Here is an 18,311-nt window from a genome sequence, read left to right as displayed (position 1 = left end):
TCCCTTTATTGCTTGTGTGGGGAGCATAACAGTTTTGTTACATCTGGCTAGGGCCCTGTCGATGTGGCTATTTTACCCTTCTTGAGCAGATACTTAATGGGTTTCACTTGGTCTTTTGGCCCCAAATTGATAGCGCCAAAAATCCGGCTACGCCGAGCTGTGTCAAATTGAAACGCGGTCACATTCCGATTTCAGATTTCCTCGCCCTTTTTCAAAAGATCGTCGATCAGCGCACGCTGCAGATCGCCGCTGTCACCCCCTCCGAACTCAGCCGCTCCGCCCGAATAAAGAGTGCCATAGGTGTTTGCGATGTTCACTGTCTGCGCCAGGCCCGAGATCAGCTGATCCTTTTTCAGCGGCGACAGAGGATGGATGAACACGGCCCAAAGGGTTCCGTTGGCAATCGCATAGCGCGCGTCCAGCGTGCTGTCGAAATTGGCCTGCATCATCCGTTGCAGATCCTCCACAGACAGATCTGCCGTGCTGCTGATAGGCACCATAGCGCGCATTCGATCGGCCACTACATCGGTGATCACCAGAACCGGCACATCCGCAATGGTGATCTGGAACCCTGGCCCGCTGGGCTGCGTCTCCGGATCAAGCGCAAAGAGGATCCCGCCCAACCGCTCATATGTCATCGGAGGTTCGCCCTCAGGTACGGGCGGTTCGGCCTGTTGCGCGCTCACGCTGCCGGCGATGAGGAACAAAATCACAGCTAGTCGGATCATGAGGCCGCTCCCATAGTTGCCCCCCTACCTTAGAAATCAACCGGGTCACTGGCCAAACAAAGCTGTGTGAAGTGTTTTTGCGTGTAATCCAGATGTTTGAACGATCTGCACAGCTTCATGGCTTATCTGCGATTACGCGTACAAAACACCTGTCCTAACTTTGTCACATCGGCGGAGGGATACCTCAGCCCGGATATGAAAATGAAAGGATGACCCAAATGAAATCGCTCGTCTTCACTGCTTTTGTTGCTGCGCTTGCCCTGTCGGTCCCGGCCTTTGCTGCGGATGAAATCAATGTCTCCAAAGGCATCTCGGCGGCTGGTGCGCCGCTTGCTGCGCATGGGGTGGATCTGGTCGCGCTGGTCAACAGCGGCAACCCGGTCGAGGGTTTTGCCACCCACTCGGCCACCTATGATGGCGCGTCCTACTACTTCACCACGGCCGAAAACCGCGAGGCCTTTGAGGCTAACCCAGCAGCCTACCTACCCCAGCACGGCGGCTTCTGCTCATTCGGAGTTTCGGTCGGCAAGAAGTTTGACGGTGACCCGGATCAATACCTGATCGTGGACGGCAAATTGTTCCTGTTCCTGAACGCAGAAACCCGCGCCGCGTTTCTAAAAGACGTGGTTGGCACTGCCAAAACCGCTGATGACCAGTGGGCAAACATCAAGAGCATCGCCGTCGGCGAACTCTGATCCGCTCAGACAACGGCCCGCAGTTACGCTGCGGGTCTTTTTTGTCTGATGATGTCGATGGCCGTTGCCAGAGCGTCGTCGATGCTCAGTTCGGACGTGTCCAGCAGAACGGCGTCTTCGGCGGGTTTCATGGGGGCGGTACTACGCTCCGCATCGCGCGCATCCCGTTCGCGCACATCGGCCAGGACCTGATCACGCGTTACATCAGACCCTTTGGCGCTAAGTTCCAAAAACCGGCGTTCAGCCCGCACCTCCGCGCTGGCGGTGACGAACAACTTTACCTCAGCCTCGGGGCAGATCACCGTCCCGATATCGCGCCCATCCAATACGGCCCCATCCGAACGTCGGGCAAAGGCGCGTTGGAAATCGACCAGCGCGGCCCGTACCTCAGGGATGACCGCAACTTTTGACGCCGCCTGCGCGATCTCAGCCGTGCGCAGATCGCCTTGCTCCAGTTCCTCTGCGGTCAGAGCTTGGGCCGCCGCGACGGGATCAACCCCATCCAACACGCGCCGTCCTACCGCTCGATACAACAGCCCCGTATCCAGATGCGCAAACCCGAAATGCGCCGCGACGCCTTTTGAGATCGTCCCCTTGCCCGCCGCCGCTGGGCCATCAATGGCGACGGTAAAGCTCATGTCCGTTCGACCTTGGCACCCAGCGAGGCCATCAGCGGCTCGAAGATCGGGAACGAGGTTGCAATCGGGCCGCCATCATCGACCGAGACGGGCTTTTTCGCACCCATGCCCATCACCATGAAGGACATCGCGATCCGGTGGTCCAGAAAGCTTTCGCAGGTGCCGCCGCCGGGGACGTTGCCGATGCCCAGCCCTTCGACCGACCACCAATCGTCGCCTTCATTCACGGTCAAGCCGTTGGCCCGCAAGCCGCGCGCCATCGCGTCGATCCGGTCGCTTTCCTTGACGCGCAGCTCTTTCACGCCGCCCATCATCGTAGTACCGGTCGCATTTGCCGCCACCACAGACAGAACCGGGTATTCGTCGATCATCGAGGCTGCGCGCTCGGCCGGGACCTCGATCCCCTTCATGTTGGGCGAGTATTTGGCACGCAGATCGGCAACGGGCTCACCGCCCTCTTCGCGTTCGTTTTCATAGGTCAGGTCCGCGCCCATCTCACGCAGAGTAGTGAAGAGGCCTGCGCGGGTCGGGTTCAGACCGATGCCCGGCACCAGCACGTCCGAACCGGGGGTGATCAGCGCCGCGCAAACCGGGAAAGCTGCGCTCGACGGGTCACGCGGCACGGCAATCACCTGAGGTTTCAGCTCGGGTCGACCGGTCAGCGTGATCACGCGGCCCTCATCCGTATCTTCAACCGTGATCTCGGCCCCGAAACCGGCCAGCATCCGTTCCGAGTGGTCACGGGTGGCTTCTTTCTCGACAACAATAGTCTTGCCGGGGGCGTTCAGCCCCGCCAGCAGAACGGCTGATTTCACCTGCGCCGAAGGAACCGGAACCTCGTAGCGGACCGGGGTCGGATCCGCCGCGCCCACGATGGTCATCGGCAGGCGCCCGCCCGAACGGCCAACCGACTGCGCGCCGAACAGCGCAAGCGGATCGGTAACCCGCGCCATCGGGCGCTTGTTCAGACTGGCATCACCCGTAAAGGTCGCCGTAATCGGAGAGGTTGCCATCGCGCCCATGATCAACCGCACGCCAGTGCCCGAGTTGCCGCAGTCGATCACCTGATCGGGTTCGGCAAAGCCGCCTACACCCACGCCATGCACTGTCCATTCACCGCCGCCATGGTCCGTCACCTCGGCCCCAAATGCGCGCATGGCCTTGGCAGTGTCCAGAACATCCTCGCCCTCAAGCAGGCCCGAGATTTTGGTTTCCCCAACCGCCATCGCGCCAAGGATCAGCGACCGATGCGAGATCGACTTGTCGCCGGGCACCTCAGCCGTTCCGTTCAACGGGCCGCTGGGATGCGAGGTCATCGGGATGGGCGTGCCGTGTCCGGACATGGGGGCTCCTGTTTTCGCTATCAGTCCATGCCGATTAGCGAATTGGGACCAGTTGGTCCAGCGGCAATGAGGGGATGGGTGCCTCTCAGCTCTCTCCCAGCCATTTTGCCGGGTTTTCCTCGGCGATTTGGCGAAAGATCTCTTCGCCCAGAACGTTGCGCAACCGGATACAGACCGCCTTTTCCGACAATGCCTGTTGCCGGGTTATGTAGTAGTCTGAGCCGAACAAAACGCGCGACCGCAGGCGTTCGCTTTCTTTATCTTCGCCCATCAAGAACAAACGCAGGAACGGCGCATAGTCTTCGAATTGGAAAAGAGTGTAGGAGATATCCGTCCACAGGCCATCGTGGTCTCCGCTGCCGATCATCGTGCGGATGGATCTCAGCCAATTCCGGTTGAATGCATCGTCCAAAGGGTCGCTGTGATCGGGATTGACGTAGGCATGCCAGTCTCGCTGCCCACCAAAATGTGCCAGACAGATCCGAAGGTCAGGAAAGGCCCGCATCACCGGAATAAACGCCTCAGGCTCTGTATAGCGGTCAGCCCAATAGTCGGAAAGATACCGCCCCTGAACCCCGCCACGCGAACAATGCGACATCACAGGCAGGTTCTCATCCTGCAACCGCGGATAGACATGCTGCATCAGAGCCGGGTCATTCGGTGCAAATCCCAAACGAGGATAGAGCTTGACCCCCCGAAACCTCAGATCGTCAATGGCGCGCCACAGCTCTGTGGCATTGGGATCAGCCCGCGGGTCGATCGTTGCGAAGGGAATCACCGAGGTGCCAACCTCAGGGTCAGTGGCCAACTGCGCCAGTTCGTCGTGCTGGTCGCGCAGGGGCACCTCAGGCGCGCCGAAGCCAAAGGCCGACAGATCCATCGGCAAAACGACAAAGCGGGTATTGCTGGGGTAATGTCGCTGCAGGTTATCCAGAATCTCACGCTGGCTGCCTTCATCCGTCTCCTGCTGAAAGCGATAGAGCCGATCCAGTTTATCGGCGACGCCGAGCTGGCCGATCAGTCTGGCACCAAAAGCCAGAGCCTTGATCAACCATGGCATCTTCTTGAACGGTTTGAGCGCCGGATAGGGATAGTCCTCGGGCACATGGCGCGAGTGAAACAGATGCGTGTGGCAGTTGGTAATCCGAATATCAGACATCGTAATCCTTGAAATAAGCTATGCTGAAAACGCGTAACGCGCACAGCCTAGCATAGCGTGCAGGATTACAGAAATTTGAAACGGGTCAGGCTTCCGTCCGGCGGAAGGTCAGATAGTGCGGTGTCCGCCCTTCCCGCAGGGCTTTTTGTTCATAGCGGGTCGAGATCCAGTCGCCCCAAGGCTCGCGCCAATCGGCAGGGCGTTCAGCCAACCATTCGAAACCAGCGCGAGGTACTTCCTCAAGCGTCTGGCGTACATAATCGGGAATGTCTGTGGCCACGCGGAAGATCGAGCCGGACTTCAGGACACGAGCCAGAGGCTCAAGATGCTCGGGCGTCACGAAACGGCGGCGATGGTGGCGTGTTTTGGGCCACGGGTCGGGATAAAGCAGGAAGGCGCGTGAAATGCTGGCCTCGGGCAGCACATCGAACAGGTCGCGCGCATCGCCGGGATGCACGGCAAGGTTCTCGACCCCAGCCTGACGGATCTTACCAAGCAGCATGGCAACGCCGTTGATGTATGGCTCGGCCCCGATGATCCCGATATCGGGGTTGTTCGATGCCTGATGCACCAGATGTTCACCACCGCCAAAGCCAACTTCAAGCCAGACATCCTTGCCGCCAAACAGCGCGTCGAGGTCCAGCGGGTGGCGTTCGGGGTTCGTCTCCCAATCGACAGCACCGGGGGACAGGGCATCGAGGTCTTCGTTCAGATACGTCTTCTGGCTTTGCTTCAGGGTTTTGCCCTTGAAGCGGCCATAGAAGTTTCTGCGGGGGCGTTGGGGTGTCTGGTTGCTCATGGCGGTGCCCTTACTGTGGCGCGCGTCTTGTGACAAGGGGCTGACCCTCGGAGCATCTCGAAAAAGAGAAAGGGCGCATCCTGCGAGACGCGCCCCTTTTGTCTTGGATCAGACCGCCGCCTTTAGGGCGTCGATGAGATCAGTGCGTTCCCAGCTGAAGCCGCCATCGGCAGCGGGTTCACGGCCGAAATGACCGTAAGCTGCGGTGCGCTGATAGATCGGCTTGTTCAGTTGCAGATGCTCACGAATGCCGCGCGGCGTCAGATCCATGACCTGACCAACAGCTTTTTCGATCACGGCGTCCGCGATCTGGCCGGTTCCATGGGTGTCGGCGTAGATCGACAGCGGTTTAGAGACGCCAATCGCATAGCTCAGCTGGATGGTGCAGCGTTCTGCCATGCCGGCGGCGACCACGTTCTTGGCTAGGTAGCGCGCGGCATAAGCTGCCGAGCGGTCCACCTTGGTTGGGTCTTTGCCCGAGAACGCCCCGCCGCCATGAGGGGCCGCGCCGCCATAGGTGTCGACGATGATCTTGCGGCCGGTCAGGCCCGCATCTCCGTCTGGGCCTCCGATCACGAACTTACCGGTCGGGTTCACGTGCCATTCGGTATCAGCGCTCAGCCATCCTTCGGGCAGGGTTTCGGTGATGTAGGGCTCGACGATCGCACGGATGTCGTCCGAGGTCAGCGCTTCATCCAGATGCTGCGTGGACAGAACGATCGAGCTGACGCCAACCGGCTTGCCATCGCGGTAAACAACGGACAGCTGCGATTTCGCGTCCGGGCCCAAAGCAGGCTCGCTGCCGTTTTTACGCACTTCAGCCAGACGACGGAGGATCGCGTGCGAATACTGGATCGGGGCCGGCATCAGCGCAGGGGTTTCCGTGGTGGCATAGCCAAACATTATGCCCTGATCGCCCGCACCCTCATCCTTATCACCCGAGGCATCAACGCCTTGAGCGATATGAGCGGACTGTTCGTGCAGCAGGTTCGTCACTTCGACTGTTTCGTGGTGAAACTTGTCCTGCTCGTAACCAATATCCTTGATACAGGCGCGCGCGATCTCGTCGATGCGGCCCATATAGTCGTGCAGCTTTTCCTGATCAGACAGACCTACTTCGCCACCGATGACGACCCGATCGGTCGTAGCAAAGGTTTCGCACGCCACGCGCGCTTCGGGTTCTTCATTCAGAAATGCGTCGAGTACGGCGTCCGAAATCCGGTCACAGACCTTATCCGGGTGCCCTTCGGAAACCGATTCCGAAGTAAAAGTGTAGTTCTGTCGGGACATAAATGTGCTCCATTGAAGTTCCTCTGCCACGCCAGGAAGCCGTTGTGACAGGCACCAAGGGCATACGCGCCTTGCGAAATGGCGTCAATCGGAAACTAGGCGCTGCGCGGCCGCGGCATGCGCCATAGCAACACGGCCAACAAGAGAAAGACCCCGAACACGGGCAGGTCCCCCATGCGGGAATAAATCGTCGGCGCAAGAGGCAACGGCAGATCGGCGTCCACAAACCCGGCCTGCCCCAAAGGAAGCGATGCGGTAATCCGCCCCAAAGGGTCGATCATCCCCGAAATGCCGGTATTGGCGGACCGCATAAGTGGCAGCCCCTGCTCAATCGCCCGCATCTGGGCCTGGGCAAGATGCTGGTAAGGGCCGGAACGGGTTCCGAACCACGCATCATTGGTGATCTGCAAGATGAAATCGGCGCGTTCCGGCGCGCCGTTTACGTCTTGGGGAAAGACGGCTTCGTAGCAGATCAGCGGCAGCGCCTGCCCCAGCTTGCCCGCCTGCATCACTGCAGGCCCCGGCCCCGAACTGAATCCATGACCAGCCGTTGTGGCCATGCCGTGAATACCGAAACGGGCCATCAGGTTTCCGAACGGGACATATTCGCCAAACGGGGCCAGATGGTGCTTGTCATAAAGACCCGTCTGCTGCCCGTTCTCATCGAGATAGATCATCGAGTTGTAGATGCGAGGGCCGTCCCCTCGCTGAATGCCCAGAATAACCGGAACGCCCTGAGCTGCATCCGTGGCGGCCTCAAGATAAGGATCGGCGCTGCTGAGCCACGCCGGAATTGCAGTCTCGGGCCAGACGATCAGGTCGGGACGTGGCTCTGCCGCGGTGAATTCGATCTGCCGAGCGAAGAAAAGGGGCGCGTATGCAGGATCCCATTTCTGATGCTGAGGCGCATTTGGCTGGATCAATCGGACAGTATTTTCGCCATATTCAATGGTCGGTCTGCCGGAAGCGTAGACCACGGCAAGAACCGTGGCACCTGCGAACGCAACGACCGGAACCAAAAGCGAGCGGAGAGCCACAGGTTGCGCCATCGCAGCCCCAAGCGAAAACGTTACCGCGAAGGTCAGCGCAGCCAGCCCATAGGGACCAACCAAAGACAAAATTTGCGCAACCGGTGTGTCGACCCAGACCTGCGCAACCCCGGCCCAGGGGAAGCCGGTCAGAAGATAACCGCGTCCAAACTCAGCCAGCGACAATGTCAGGGCCAGCGACACAGCCTGCCGCGCGGCCGGAGCTTCAACCCGCCGCGCCGCCCAGAATGCCACTGCCCAGAACAACGCCAGTCCGCCAGCCATGAAGACCAGCGCAAACGGAGCCATCCACGCATGGCGCTCGGCGTCCACTTGGAAAGGCTCGATGATCCAACTCAGCGCATGGGCGAAGTAGCCGGTGGCAAAGGCCCAGCCCAACCACGCGGCCCGCGCGCGGGTTTCACAGGCGAGAAAGAACGCGGGAATTAGGGTCAGCGCAATCAGCGTCAGCGGCCAGTAGCCAAACGGCGCCAAGCCATAAGCGCCCAGCGCCCCCAAGGCAGCTGCGGCACCAAGTCTAAGCCAGAAAGGCCAACCCCGGACAGGGATCATGCAGCGACGTCCGGCAACATGACGCGCAGACGCTTGATGCGGCGCGGGTCGGCATCGATCACCTCGAACTCCGGGCCTTCGGGATGCAGTACAACCTCACCCCGCGCCGGAACACGACCCGACAGCATGAAGACTAGACCGCCCAGAGTTTCGATCTCTTCCTCGTCCACATCCTCGTGGCTGGTCAGAGAACGTCCGATCTCGGCCTCAAAATCCTCAAGCGGAACGCGGGCCTGAACGACGTAGCAACCCGGCTTTTCCTGCAGCCAAAGCTGATCTTCATGCGCGTCATGCTCATCGGCGATTTCGCCGACGACCTGCTCAATCAGGTCTTCGATGGTTAACAATCCGTCAACGCCGCCATATTCATCGATCACCAACGCCATGTGACGGCGTTCGGTCTGCATCTTGGTCAGCAAAACACCGATAGGCATCGAGGGCGGCACAAACAGCAGCGTGCGCAGCATCGAGGTCAGGTCGAACTCGGCTCCGCCACCATTGAACCCATGGGTTAGAGCAAAGTCCTTTAGGTGGACAAAACCCAGCGGCGTATCCAGCGTACCTTCATACACGGGTATCCGCGACAGGCCGCTTTCGCGAAAGACCTGAGCCAGTTCATCCTTGGAAATCGTTGAGGGAACCGAGACGATTTCAACGGTCGGAATGGCGACATCCTCAACCCGCTTGCGACGCAGGTTAACCATGCCGCGATGTTGATTGTCGGCTATTTCATGCCCGTTGACCGGAGCGCTTTGCTCCTCTTCGGCCCCTGAGATGGCATCCATAATCCGCGAAAAGAAACCGCTTTTCTCTTCAATGTCCAAATTCTCAGACTGCGCGCTTTGCGCCGCCCTAGAACTGCCGTCTGTATCGCCCATTGTCCTCTTCCAATTGATCGGGTGAAATAACCCGCTTCACCTATTATATGGGTCATTGATACCCAGTTTGCCAAGTATCTTGACCTCAATCCCTTCCATCAAGGTCGCATCGGGGTCACGAATGTGATCATACCCCAGCAAATGCAACGTTCCGTGAACGATCAGATGCGTCACGTGATCAGACATGGATTTGCCCGCCTCAGCCGCCTCGCGCGCGCAAGTCTCGTATGAGATCGCAATGTCCCCGAGGGCAATTTCGCCGGTAAAATCGGGTTCCGGCAGTTCGGGGGTTTCACCTGCGACATCCGCTGCGAGGTCTTCGGCGGGCCAGCTCAGAACGTTCGTCGGTGTTGGTTTTTCCCGGAACTCGGCGTTCAGTTCCGCAATTCGGGTGTCATCGCAGGCCAGCAGGCTGACCTCACACAAATCCGGATCCAGCCCACAATGGTGCAGAACCGCTTCAACCGCGCGCGAAGACAGAGGCTCCAGCCCCTGCCAGCGGTCGTCTTCCACGGTGAGTTCAAGATTCATCCTGTCGCCTCAAAGCCTGACGTTGGACCTTGAGTTATCCTGTCTCGCGCCCTGAATCGGCCTCATACGCTTCGATGATTGCGGCGACAAGCGGATGCCGCACCACATCTTTCGAAGTAAAGTAGTTGAAGCTGATATTCGGGATCGTTTTCAGCAGCCGTTCGGCATCTGCCAGCCCAGATTGAACCCCACGCGGCAAATCGACCTGAGACCGGTCACCCGTGATAACCATACGGCTACCCTCGCCCAGACGGGTCAGGAACATCTTCATCTGCATGGTCGTCGCGTTCTGCGCCTCATCCAGCACCACAAAAGCATTGGCCAACGTCCGCCCTCGCATGAACGCCAGCGGAGCGATCTCGATTCGCTTTTCCTCGATCAGTTTTGCGAGCTGTTTTCCGGGCAAAAAGTCGTTCAGCGCGTCATAGAGCGGCTGCATATACGGATCGACCTTGTCCTTCATGTCGCCCGGCAGATAACCCAGCTTTTCCCCGGCCTCGACCGCAGGACGGCTGAGGATGATGCGGTCCACATGGCCACCGATGAACATCGACACGCCAACGGCAACGGCCAAATATGTCTTACCGGTACCCGCCGGGCCGATTCCGAAGGCCAGTTCATTCTGGAAAAGCGACTGCACATAGGCTTTTTGCGCATCCGTGCGGGGTTCGACCAGCTTTTTGCGGGTCTTGATTTCAACGGTACCACCCTTGAACATCTCAAGCTGGTCGCCGTCCCGACTGCCAGTCCCCTGTTCTGAGCCGCCCATGCGCAGCTCCCGGTCCACATCGGCGGCTTCAACCTCGCGCCCGCCTTCCAGACGGGTGTAGAGGGCTTGCAAAACCTCGATAGCGTTTTTCTGCGAATCCTCTTCGCCCATCACCACCAACTGATTGCCGCGGCGCACAATCTGGACCGAGAGCTTCTGTTCGATCTCGGTCAGGTTGCGGTCATATTCGCCACATAAATCAATCAACAAGCGGTTGTCGGGGAATTCTACAAATGCCTCGCGCTGGGGCATCTCATTTTGCGGTGGGGTAAGGGCACCGATGGCCAATCCGTTCTCCTGTCTTGGCGTTTCACCTTGAGCGTAGACAAGAACTCGGACCAGGTGCAAGCCACAGTTTCAAAAATTCGCTCGGCGATGACAAAAGCGCCGATCGGGCGCTTTGCCCCGGTTTAGAACTTGTAGTTCAAACCGAACCTCAGACCGCGATAGTTCGGTGTGGATTTTGTCGAAAAACCCGAAGAGAATTCAATATCCTTGGAATCGAACTGGACATATTCAAACTCACCTGTGATCGACCAGTCTTCCGTCAGATAATGTTCCGCACCAATGCTGAGCGAGAACCCGTTGCGGCGATCCGAAGTTTCAAATGACTGTGTGCCAGTGGTGGACGAAATACTGTTTGTGGTCTCTACGTCACCCCAAAGGTAACCGACACTGACGAAGTAAAGGATTCGCCCGCTGCGGTTGGTTAGGCCATTCCGAAACCGCAAGGTGACAATATCCGAGACTTCTGACCCGCCTTGAACCGTCTCAGAGCCGACTACAGTGGAAACACTGTCGTCCAGCGATCCGAAATCATATCCCAGCTCAAATCCATAAACATAGTCACGACCGCCCCGAGCCGGCAGGACACCCCGCCAGCCGCCACGCACACCGCCATAGGTTCCGCTGATGTCCTGATCGCCGATTGCGAAAGTATCGGTTGGCGTGGTCAGACCGAACCGATCATCGCCCCCACCGCCATACCCTGCCGTCACACCGAGATAGAAGGCACTGACATCGTCGCTGAAGCGCTTGTCGCTGATCACTTCGGGATCAGATATGTCCCCCGTTTGATCGCTCGCCCAAGTCGCGCTGGCCCCAAAAGCCACTAAAGTTGCGACCGACACAGACCAGAGACCTTTGCACTTCAGAACCACCACTCAATACCCTCCATCGACGCCACTTTCGTGATCGGCAAAAACAAACCTTCCGCACGCGGTCGAGGCCCATCAGAAAACTTGGCTCCTCTCGGAACATAGTTCCAATTCATAAATCAAGGGTAAATTTTAGATATATTCGTACTGGCACGACGTGCCCGCAAAGAACCACCTTATTGCAACAGTTCCCCGGCCAAAGAGTTCGCGCCAGACTTCACGATACGCACCTTCCGCAGGTCTCCCACGTTCAGGTCAGACCCAACCACGTGCACCGAGTGAAGATAGTCCGATTTTCCAACCATTTGCCCTTCGAGCCGCCCGGGTTTCTCAAACAGAACGCCGACAGTGCGACCGACCATGGAATCTTGAATCTCGCGCTGATGCTTGGTGATCAGAGCTTGCAAGCGTTGTAAGCGGTCATCCGCCGCCGCCGGGTCAACCTGGGCGCGTTCCGCCGCCGGAGTCCCCGGACGGGTCGAGTACTTGAACGAGTAGGCATAGCCGTATTTGACCTGCTCAACCAAATCCAAAGTCGCCTGGAAATCCTCTTCGGTTTCTTCCGGGAAGCCGACGATGAAATCCCCCGACATCACGATATCCGGACGCGCAGCGCGGATACGCTCGATCAGGCGCAAATAGCTGTCCGCCGTATGGCTGCGGTTCATCCGCTTGAGGATCCGGTCCGACCCTGCCTGCACCGGCAAGTGTAGGTAGGGCATCAACTTTTCACAGGTACCATGCGCCTCAATCAGATCATCTGCCATGTCATTGGGATGCGAGGTGGTGAAACGGATACGCTCCAGCCCGTCGACCTTGTTCAATTCCCAGATAAGCCCAGCCAGCGTCATGTCTCCATTGGGGCCGGCACCGTGATAGGCGTTGACGTTCTGACCCAGCAGAGTGATCTCGCGCACGCCGCGTTCGACCAGATCCTGCGCTTCACGAATGATGCGGTCGGCCGGGCGGCTGACCTCGGCCCCGCGGGTATATGGCACAACGCAGAAAGCGCAGAACTTGTCGCAACCCTCCTGTACCGTCAAAAACGCCGTTGGGCCGCGTTTGGCTTTGGGACGGTTCTTAAGCTTTTCGAACTTGTCCTCTTCGGGGAAATCCGTGTCCAGAGCTTTGGCACCTTCACGAGTCTTGGCCTCCATCTCCGGCAAACGGTGATAGCTTTGTGGTCCGACCACCAGATCGACCAGAGGCTGACGGCGCATGATCTCTTCACCCTCGGCCTGCGCAACACAGCCCGCCACCCCGATCTTGAGGTCGGGCTTTTCCGCCTTCAAACCCTTAAACCGGCCAAGTTCGGAATAAACCTTTTCGGCGGCCTTTTCTCGAATATGGCAGGTGTTCAGCAGGATCATGTCTGCATCGTCTGGCGACTTGGTCTCGACATATCCCTGCCCGCCCAAGGTCTCGGCCATACGCTCGCTGTCATAGACATTCATCTGACAGCCATAGGTCTTGATAAACAGCTTTTTGGGTTCAGACATGGATCGGGCCTTTGCAGTCGCTGGATCGGCGTCATCTATATGCTTCGAACGCCGCTTGCAATGCCGGCGCAATTACCCGAATTTGGCGAAACTTTCCAGCAAGACGCGAATGAAAACCGGCGATGCAGTACGAATCCCTCGACAGCCTTCTGAATTCAGGCCAATCCGCCCTGTCCAAAGGCCCCGTGGCCCTGATTTTCGCCGAAGACGAGACCGAGGTCGAAAGCACGCTGCACCACCATCTAGGCCTCGGCTTCAAGTCCGTCGTGGCTTTCATGCCCGCCGAATTCACCCTCAGCGAGGACCTGTCCGCGCGGATACATCGCGTGACGTTCAGATGCGCGCCCCGGACAATGGTGTTCGACGCGATCATTCGCATCACGAAAGCCGCACCCGGCGTCTGGATGTATTACTGCTACAACGCTGAATACCTGTTCTACCCTTTCTGCGAAACACGCAGCATAGGGGAATTGCTGGCCTTCCACACCGAGGAACGCCGAAACGCAATGTTGTGCCACGTGATCGACCTCTATGCCGGTGATCTGAGCCAGTTCCCGAACGGCGTAGCCCCTGACCAGGCCATGCTGGACAGCACCGGTTACTATGCCCACACCCGCCATGACGCCACCGGCCGACCAGTCGAGCGTCAATTGGACATGTCCGGCGGCTTGCGCTGGCGGTTTGAAGATCACATCCCCTATGAACGCCGTCGCATCGACAGAATCGCCCTATTCAAGACCCGCAAAGACCTGATACTGCAGCCCGACCACACGTTCAACGAGGCCGAATACAACACCTATGCATGCCCGTGGCACCACAATCTGACGGCCGCGATCTGCTCATTCCGGGCGGCAAAAGCCCTAAAAAGCAACGCAGGTTCAGCCTTCGATATCTCGAGTTTCCGTTGGCACAATTCCGTCTCGTTCGAATGGACATCGCGCCAATTGCTCGATCTGGGATTGATCGAACCCGGCCAGTGGTTCTGATCCGCTCTTCATCTGGCCGAAAATATCCCGGGGGAGGCGCCGCAGGCGGCAGGGGCAGAGCCCCCTATCGCGGCAGCAGCATCGGGAACCAGTCTTCCCGCAACCGCTGCCCCGGCACCATATCATGCCCCGGAAACGGAGGCGACGTGCGGCCCGGACGCTCGACATAGCGCGCATCATCCCCGACCAGCCTTAGTGAAAACGCCCGGCGACGACTGTCCGAGTGATTCCCTCGCGCCCCATGCAGGGTGCGGTAGTTGAACGCGACCGCGTCACCGGGCTCCATTTCGAATTCGACCACTTTCATCCCTTCCGCATCCGGGTCGGGTACCGGGATGTACTGGCCTTCATCAGCAAAGAACCCCTCTTCGCTGACCCAGCGGGTCGGCAGCACCTCTTTCTCCCACCTGTGCGATCCCGCAACACAGCGCAGGGTGGCCTGTTTCACCGGATCCAAAGGCGACCAGAAGCTGATCGTCTGCTGCCCTTCGACAAAGTAATACGGCCCGTCCTGATGCCAGGGCGTCGCCATCGAGGTGCCTGGCTCTTTCACCAGCACATGGTCGTGAAACATCTGCACGGTTTTCGACTGCATCAGGTCAGCTGCGACCTCAGCTGCCGGAGAAGTCTCGATCACCTCGCGGAACTGCGGAATACGGGTCCAGTTGCAGTAATCATCAAAGAACAGCCCGGTCTGCCCTTCCTTTTTATTGTCCGACGCATAGGGTCCCGGCTCGGCCATATTGGCGGCAACCCCGTCGCGCAACGCATCCACGTGATCGGCAAAAAGCCCTTTGATCAGGACTACCCCGTCGGTCTGATAGGTGTCGATCATGTCCTGAGAAACAAGAGGGTGTGGCATGTCGGTCTCCTTGTGCTTGACCCGTTTAAAGGACAACAAAGCCATCTGTTCAAATCATATCTTTCGAAGTAATAATTAACATGATGTTATATATCTCGCTGCGCCAATACGAATATGGCTGCGCCATAGGCCGCCATGGCAGCTTGTCTGCCGCAGCCCATGCGCTGAACGTGTCGCAACCTGCCCTGTCAACGGCCCTGACGCGGGTTGAGTCGCTTCTGGGATATCCGCTGTTCATGCGTCGACGGGGAGCAGCGATGACCACAACCCCTCAGGGCCGCCTTTTCATCGAACAGGCGGAAAAGCTGTTGCACTCTGCCGCACAGATCGAAAATCCGACAGACGCGCCGCACGGGTCTTCACACCTGCGGTTGGGCTGTTTCATTGACCTGGCGCCGTTTCATCTGGCCTCTGCCTTGCGCTCTCTGCAAACTGCCCTGCCCGATGTGACCATCACCTATCAGGTGGATAGTTTCGAGGGGTTGCTGGACGGTCTGATCAACGGCCAGACGGATATCGCGATCACATATGACCTTGGCATGGATGCAGGGTATACCCGGCAAGAGCTGTTCGACAGTGTCCCGCACGCTCTGGTCCCACCTGATCACCCGCTTGCAAAAGCCCACAATGTGACTTTGGCCGATCTGGAACAGGAACCCCTGATCCTGTCAAAAGAGGGGCTGTCCGCGCAGCATGTCCTGAACTTGTTTCGGCGCAAAGGCTTGAACCCAACGGTCGCCCACAGGGCCGCTACGCTTGAGATTCAGCGCAGCCTCGCAGCCCATGGGGAAGGAATCGCAATCAGCTATGCCAGCCCAAACAATTCGATGAGTTACGACAATCGAACGCTGACCCGCCTGCCGATCCTAGACAAGGACGCTGCTGAGCCTGTCGTCTTGGCGCGCCACGGAACCGGCCCCGTCGAAGCCACATTGGCGTCAGCGGAACGTATCCTGTTTGATACGTTAGTCCGAGGCCAGAACTAAGGTTTCTTGCGAAGACGGATAACCACATCGACCGAGGCGATCTCGACCCCTTCCGGCGCCTTCGGGAGGCGCTGGATCACCAACTCTTCGGACGGAGCGTCACTCAGCCGGCTTTCATCTTCCCAATAGAAATGCGGGTGATCATGGGTGTTGGTGTCAAAATAGCTTTTCGACCCATCCACCGTGATCTCTTGCAGCACGCCCGCATCGCAGAACGCGCGAAGCGTATTGTAGACCGTCGCAAGCGACACCGCGTCGCCCTTGGTCTTCGCGGAGTCAAACAGGCTTTCCGCTGTGACATGCCGGTGACGACCATCGCCCACAAGCAACTCGGCCAGCGCAACACGCTGTCGCGTCGGGCGCAATCCGGCGCTCTCCAACCAGTCTGTAGCTATCTTACGGCTCTGAGGTGTCATGAATCCGATACCCATTTTTGCTGCTTATATATATAGGGGCGCAGGGATGCCAATTTCAAATGAAATTCATTCGCAAAGACCGCTAGGTCGCAACATCATCCGGCCACTGCTCTTGCAGGACCTTGCATACGGGTGCTAGGTGAGGCCAAATGTAATGAACAGACCCAAGGCAGAAGAGGCGGCAAGAATGGCCCAATTCCCAAGCAGTTTTGACAAAGAGGATCTGCTGAAATGCGCGCGAGGCGAACTTTTTGGCCCCGGCAATGCGCAATTGCCTGCCCCTCCGATGCTGATGATGGACCGGATCACCGATGTTTCAGGTGACGGAGGTGCACATGGCAAAGGCCATGTTGTCGCGGAATTCGACATCACGCCTGATCTTTGGTTCTTTGACTGCCATTTCCCCGGCAACCCGATCATGCCGGGCTGCTTGGGTTTGGATGGCCTGTGGCAGCTGACGGGCTTCAACCTGGGCTGGCGCGGCTGGCAGGGGCGCGGCTACGCCCTGGGCGTGGGCGAAGTCAAACTGACCGGCATGGTCCGCCCGGACCGTAAGATGCTGACCTATTATGTTGATTTTACCAAAGCCGTACAAACACGCCGTCTGACCATGGGGGTCGCGGATGGCCGTGTCGAAGCGGATGGTGAAGTAATTTACCAAGTCAAAGATATGAAGGTTGCACTGTCCGAAAGCTGACGCCAGCGGACATTACGCCAACAGGAACGGAACACAGGAGAACGCATATGCGTCGCGTCGTCGTCACCGGTTTGGGGATCGTCTCCTCGATCGGGAACAATGCCGAAGAGGTTCTCGCCTCGCTCAAAGCAGGTAAGTCCGGCATCGAGGCCAATGAGCAGATGGTCGAACATGGCTTTCGAAGCCAGATCGCCGGGTCGCTCAAGATCGACGTGTCCGAGCACGTGGACAAACGTACCCTGCGCTTCATGGGGCCAGGTGCGGCCTACGCGCATATCGCGATGGGACAGGCGATTGCCGATTCCGGGCTGACCGAGGAACAGGTCGTCAATCCGCGCACCGGGTTGGTTGCCGGATCCGGCGGACCGTCCACCAGTGCAATGCTGACCGCGCATCAGACGGTACTGAAAAACGGCGCCACCAAGCGGATCGGGCCTTTTGCCGTGCCGAAATGCATGTGTTCCACGATTTCCGCGAACCTTGCCACCGCCTACAAAATCAAAGGTATCAACTACTCGATCACTTCGGCCTGTTCGACCTCGCTGCATTGCATCGGCAACGCCGCGGAACAGATCATGCTGGGCAAACAGGACGTAATGTTCGCAGGCGGCGGAGAAGAGCTGGACTGGACCCTGTCCTGCCTTTTCGACGCGATGGGCGCGATGTCGTCCAAGTATAACGACACTCCGCAGAAAGCCTCGCGCGCGTTCGATCAGGACCGCGACGGCTTCGTGATCTCGGGTGGCGGCGGCATCGTAGTGCTTGAGGATCTGGACCATGCGCTGGCGCGCGGTGCCAAGATCTACGCCGAGGTGACCGGCTATGCCGCAACCTCGGACGGTCATGACATGGTGGCCCCGTCCGGCGAAGGCGGAGAGCGCGCGATGCGTCTGGCTTTGTCGACCCTGCCCGAAGGCCGCAAGGTTGGTTACATCAACGCGCACGGCACCTCGACCCCGGTCGGAGATGTGGGCGAAGTTGAAGCCGTGCGTCGCATCTTCGGCGAAGGCAACGTGCCGCCGATCTCATCCACCAAGTCGATGACCGGGCACGCACAAGGCGCGGCCGGCGCGCTGGAGGCGATCTTCTGCCTGCTCATGCTGGACAATGATTTCATAACGCCGTCGATCAATGTCGACACACTAGCCGAAGGCATCCAGCCCGGTGAAATTGCAACTCAAGTGGTTGAAAATGCAGGTTTGGATTCGGTCATGACCAACAGCTTCGGCTTTGGCGGCACGAACGGATCCATGATCCTGTCAAAGTATAACGGGTGA

The 18,311-nt window shown here is 58.5% G+C and carries 19 protein-coding genes and 1 riboswitch; of the genes, 5 read left to right on the top strand and 14 right to left on the bottom strand.

All coding sequences use genetic code 11. From position 1 onward, the window contains the following. Nucleotides 1–191 precede the first annotated feature (191 nt). A complete protein-coding gene (locus ACRZ95_RS06840; RefSeq protein WP_170676954.1) occupies nucleotides 192–728 on the bottom strand; it encodes a hypothetical protein in 537 nt (178 codons plus the stop codon). Nucleotides 729–946: 218 nt separating this feature from the next. Between ACRZ95_RS06840 and ACRZ95_RS06835 the strand changes: the two genes are divergently transcribed. Further along, the gene (locus tag ACRZ95_RS06835; RefSeq protein WP_170676952.1) at nucleotides 947–1,423 is read left to right on the top strand and encodes a YHS domain-containing (seleno)protein; all 477 of its coding nucleotides are present in this window, start codon (nucleotides 947–949) and stop codon (nucleotides 1,421–1,423) included. A 23-nt stretch (nucleotides 1,424–1,446) separates the two neighbouring features. Here the strand turns inward: ACRZ95_RS06835 and cmk are convergent, their stop codons facing one another. The 11 genes from cmk to miaB all read right to left on the bottom strand — a co-directional run bounded on the left by cmk (nucleotide 1,447) and on the right by miaB (nucleotide 13,087). Continuing rightward, nucleotides 1,447–2,061: a (d)CMP kinase gene (cmk, locus tag ACRZ95_RS06830; RefSeq protein WP_170676950.1), complete on the bottom strand. Its 615-nt coding sequence runs from the start codon at nucleotides 2,059–2,061 to the stop codon at nucleotides 1,447–1,449. Then, nucleotides 2,058–3,404: a 3-phosphoshikimate 1-carboxyvinyltransferase gene (aroA, locus tag ACRZ95_RS06825; protein ID WP_170676948.1), complete on the bottom strand. Its 1,347-nt coding sequence runs from the start codon at nucleotides 3,402–3,404 to the stop codon at nucleotides 2,058–2,060. The genes cmk and aroA overlap by 4 nt, the downstream gene beginning before the upstream one ends. Nucleotides 3,405–3,489: 85 nt before the next feature. Further along, on the bottom strand, nucleotides 3,490–4,563 hold the full coding sequence (locus tag ACRZ95_RS06820; protein WP_170676946.1) for an amidohydrolase family protein: 1,074 nt from the start codon (nucleotides 4,561–4,563) through the stop codon (nucleotides 3,490–3,492). A gap of 85 nt (nucleotides 4,564–4,648) precedes the next feature. Further along, nucleotides 4,649–5,362 (bottom strand): tRNA (guanine(46)-N(7))-methyltransferase TrmB, encoded by a 714-nt coding sequence (trmB, locus tag ACRZ95_RS06815; protein ID WP_170555630.1) that lies wholly within the window; start codon nucleotides 5,360–5,362, stop codon nucleotides 4,649–4,651. A gap of 108 nt (nucleotides 5,363–5,470) precedes the next feature. Continuing rightward, nucleotides 5,471–6,652 (bottom strand): methionine adenosyltransferase, encoded by a 1,182-nt coding sequence (gene metK, locus ACRZ95_RS06810; RefSeq protein WP_170555632.1) that lies wholly within the window; start codon nucleotides 6,650–6,652, stop codon nucleotides 5,471–5,473. Nucleotides 6,653–6,657: 5 nt separating this feature from the next. Further along, nucleotides 6,658–6,706: riboswitch (SAM-SAH riboswitch) on the bottom strand. A 41-nt stretch (nucleotides 6,707–6,747) separates the two neighbouring features. Next, nucleotides 6,748–8,253: an apolipoprotein N-acyltransferase gene (gene lnt / locus ACRZ95_RS06805; RefSeq protein WP_170676944.1), complete on the bottom strand. Its 1,506-nt coding sequence runs from the start codon at nucleotides 8,251–8,253 to the stop codon at nucleotides 6,748–6,750. Beyond that, nucleotides 8,250–9,131, bottom strand: a complete 882-nt coding sequence (locus ACRZ95_RS06800; RefSeq protein ID WP_170640489.1) for a hemolysin family protein — start codon at nucleotides 9,129–9,131, stop codon at nucleotides 8,250–8,252. Before ACRZ95_RS06800 ends, lnt begins: the two co-directional genes overlap by 4 nt. Nucleotides 9,132–9,167: 36 nt before the next feature. Next, complete coding sequence (ybeY, locus tag ACRZ95_RS06795) at nucleotides 9,168–9,662, bottom strand: rRNA maturation RNase YbeY (protein WP_170676942.1); 495 nt, start codon at nucleotides 9,660–9,662, stop codon at nucleotides 9,168–9,170. A 34-nt stretch (nucleotides 9,663–9,696) separates the two neighbouring features. Further along, entirely contained in the window at nucleotides 9,697–10,719 is a 1,023-nt protein-coding gene (locus ACRZ95_RS06790; protein ID WP_170676938.1) for a PhoH family protein, read from the bottom strand. A 122-nt stretch (nucleotides 10,720–10,841) separates the two neighbouring features. Beyond that, nucleotides 10,842–11,594 (bottom strand): outer membrane protein, encoded by a 753-nt coding sequence (locus ACRZ95_RS06785; protein ID WP_170377673.1) that lies wholly within the window; start codon nucleotides 11,592–11,594, stop codon nucleotides 10,842–10,844. Between the two features lie 170 nt (nucleotides 11,595–11,764). After that, on the bottom strand, nucleotides 11,765–13,087 hold the full coding sequence (gene miaB / locus ACRZ95_RS06780) for a tRNA (N6-isopentenyl adenosine(37)-C2)-methylthiotransferase MiaB (RefSeq protein ID WP_170676937.1): 1,323 nt from the start codon (nucleotides 13,085–13,087) through the stop codon (nucleotides 11,765–11,767). A gap of 122 nt (nucleotides 13,088–13,209) precedes the next feature. On the opposite strand from miaB, the gene ACRZ95_RS06775 reads away from it, so the two are divergent. Beyond that, nucleotides 13,210–14,073 carry a hypothetical protein gene (locus ACRZ95_RS06775; RefSeq protein WP_170676936.1) on the top strand — a complete coding sequence of 288 codons (864 nt, stop codon included), beginning with the start codon at nucleotides 13,210–13,212 and terminating at the stop codon, nucleotides 14,071–14,073. Between the two features lie 64 nt (nucleotides 14,074–14,137). On the opposite strand, the gene ACRZ95_RS06770 is transcribed toward ACRZ95_RS06775, so the two are convergent. Beyond that, a complete protein-coding gene (locus tag ACRZ95_RS06770; RefSeq protein ID WP_170676934.1) occupies nucleotides 14,138–14,935 on the bottom strand; it encodes a phytanoyl-CoA dioxygenase family protein in 798 nt (265 codons plus the stop codon). A gap of 80 nt (nucleotides 14,936–15,015) precedes the next feature. Between ACRZ95_RS06770 and ACRZ95_RS06765 the strand changes: the two genes are divergently transcribed. Further along, a complete protein-coding gene (locus tag ACRZ95_RS06765) occupies nucleotides 15,016–15,921 on the top strand; it encodes a LysR family transcriptional regulator (RefSeq protein ID WP_480554710.1) in 906 nt (301 codons plus the stop codon). Here the strand turns inward: ACRZ95_RS06765 and irrA are convergent. Then, nucleotides 15,918–16,337: an iron response transcriptional regulator IrrA gene (gene irrA, locus ACRZ95_RS06760; protein ID WP_170677289.1), complete on the bottom strand. Its 420-nt coding sequence runs from the start codon at nucleotides 16,335–16,337 to the stop codon at nucleotides 15,918–15,920. The two genes, ACRZ95_RS06765 and irrA, sit on opposite strands and share 4 nt — an antisense overlap. 187 nt (nucleotides 16,338–16,524) lie before the next feature. Between irrA and fabA the strand changes: the two genes are divergently transcribed. Together fabA and fabB are read left to right on the top strand one after the other, a co-directional pair. Further along, nucleotides 16,525–17,034, top strand: a complete 510-nt coding sequence (fabA, locus tag ACRZ95_RS06755; RefSeq protein WP_170378117.1) for a bifunctional 3-hydroxydecanoyl-ACP dehydratase/trans-2-decenoyl-ACP isomerase — start codon at nucleotides 16,525–16,527, stop codon at nucleotides 17,032–17,034. A gap of 47 nt (nucleotides 17,035–17,081) precedes the next feature. Then, nucleotides 17,082–18,311 carry a beta-ketoacyl-ACP synthase I gene (gene fabB, locus ACRZ95_RS06750; protein WP_170477712.1) on the top strand — a complete coding sequence of 410 codons (1,230 nt, stop codon included), beginning with the start codon at nucleotides 17,082–17,084 and terminating at the stop codon, nucleotides 18,309–18,311.

This window comes from Ruegeria sp. AI3 (assembly GCF_056541245.1).
Note: the sequence above shows the minus strand (reverse complement) of the source record. Positions and strands in the feature narration are given on the sequence as shown.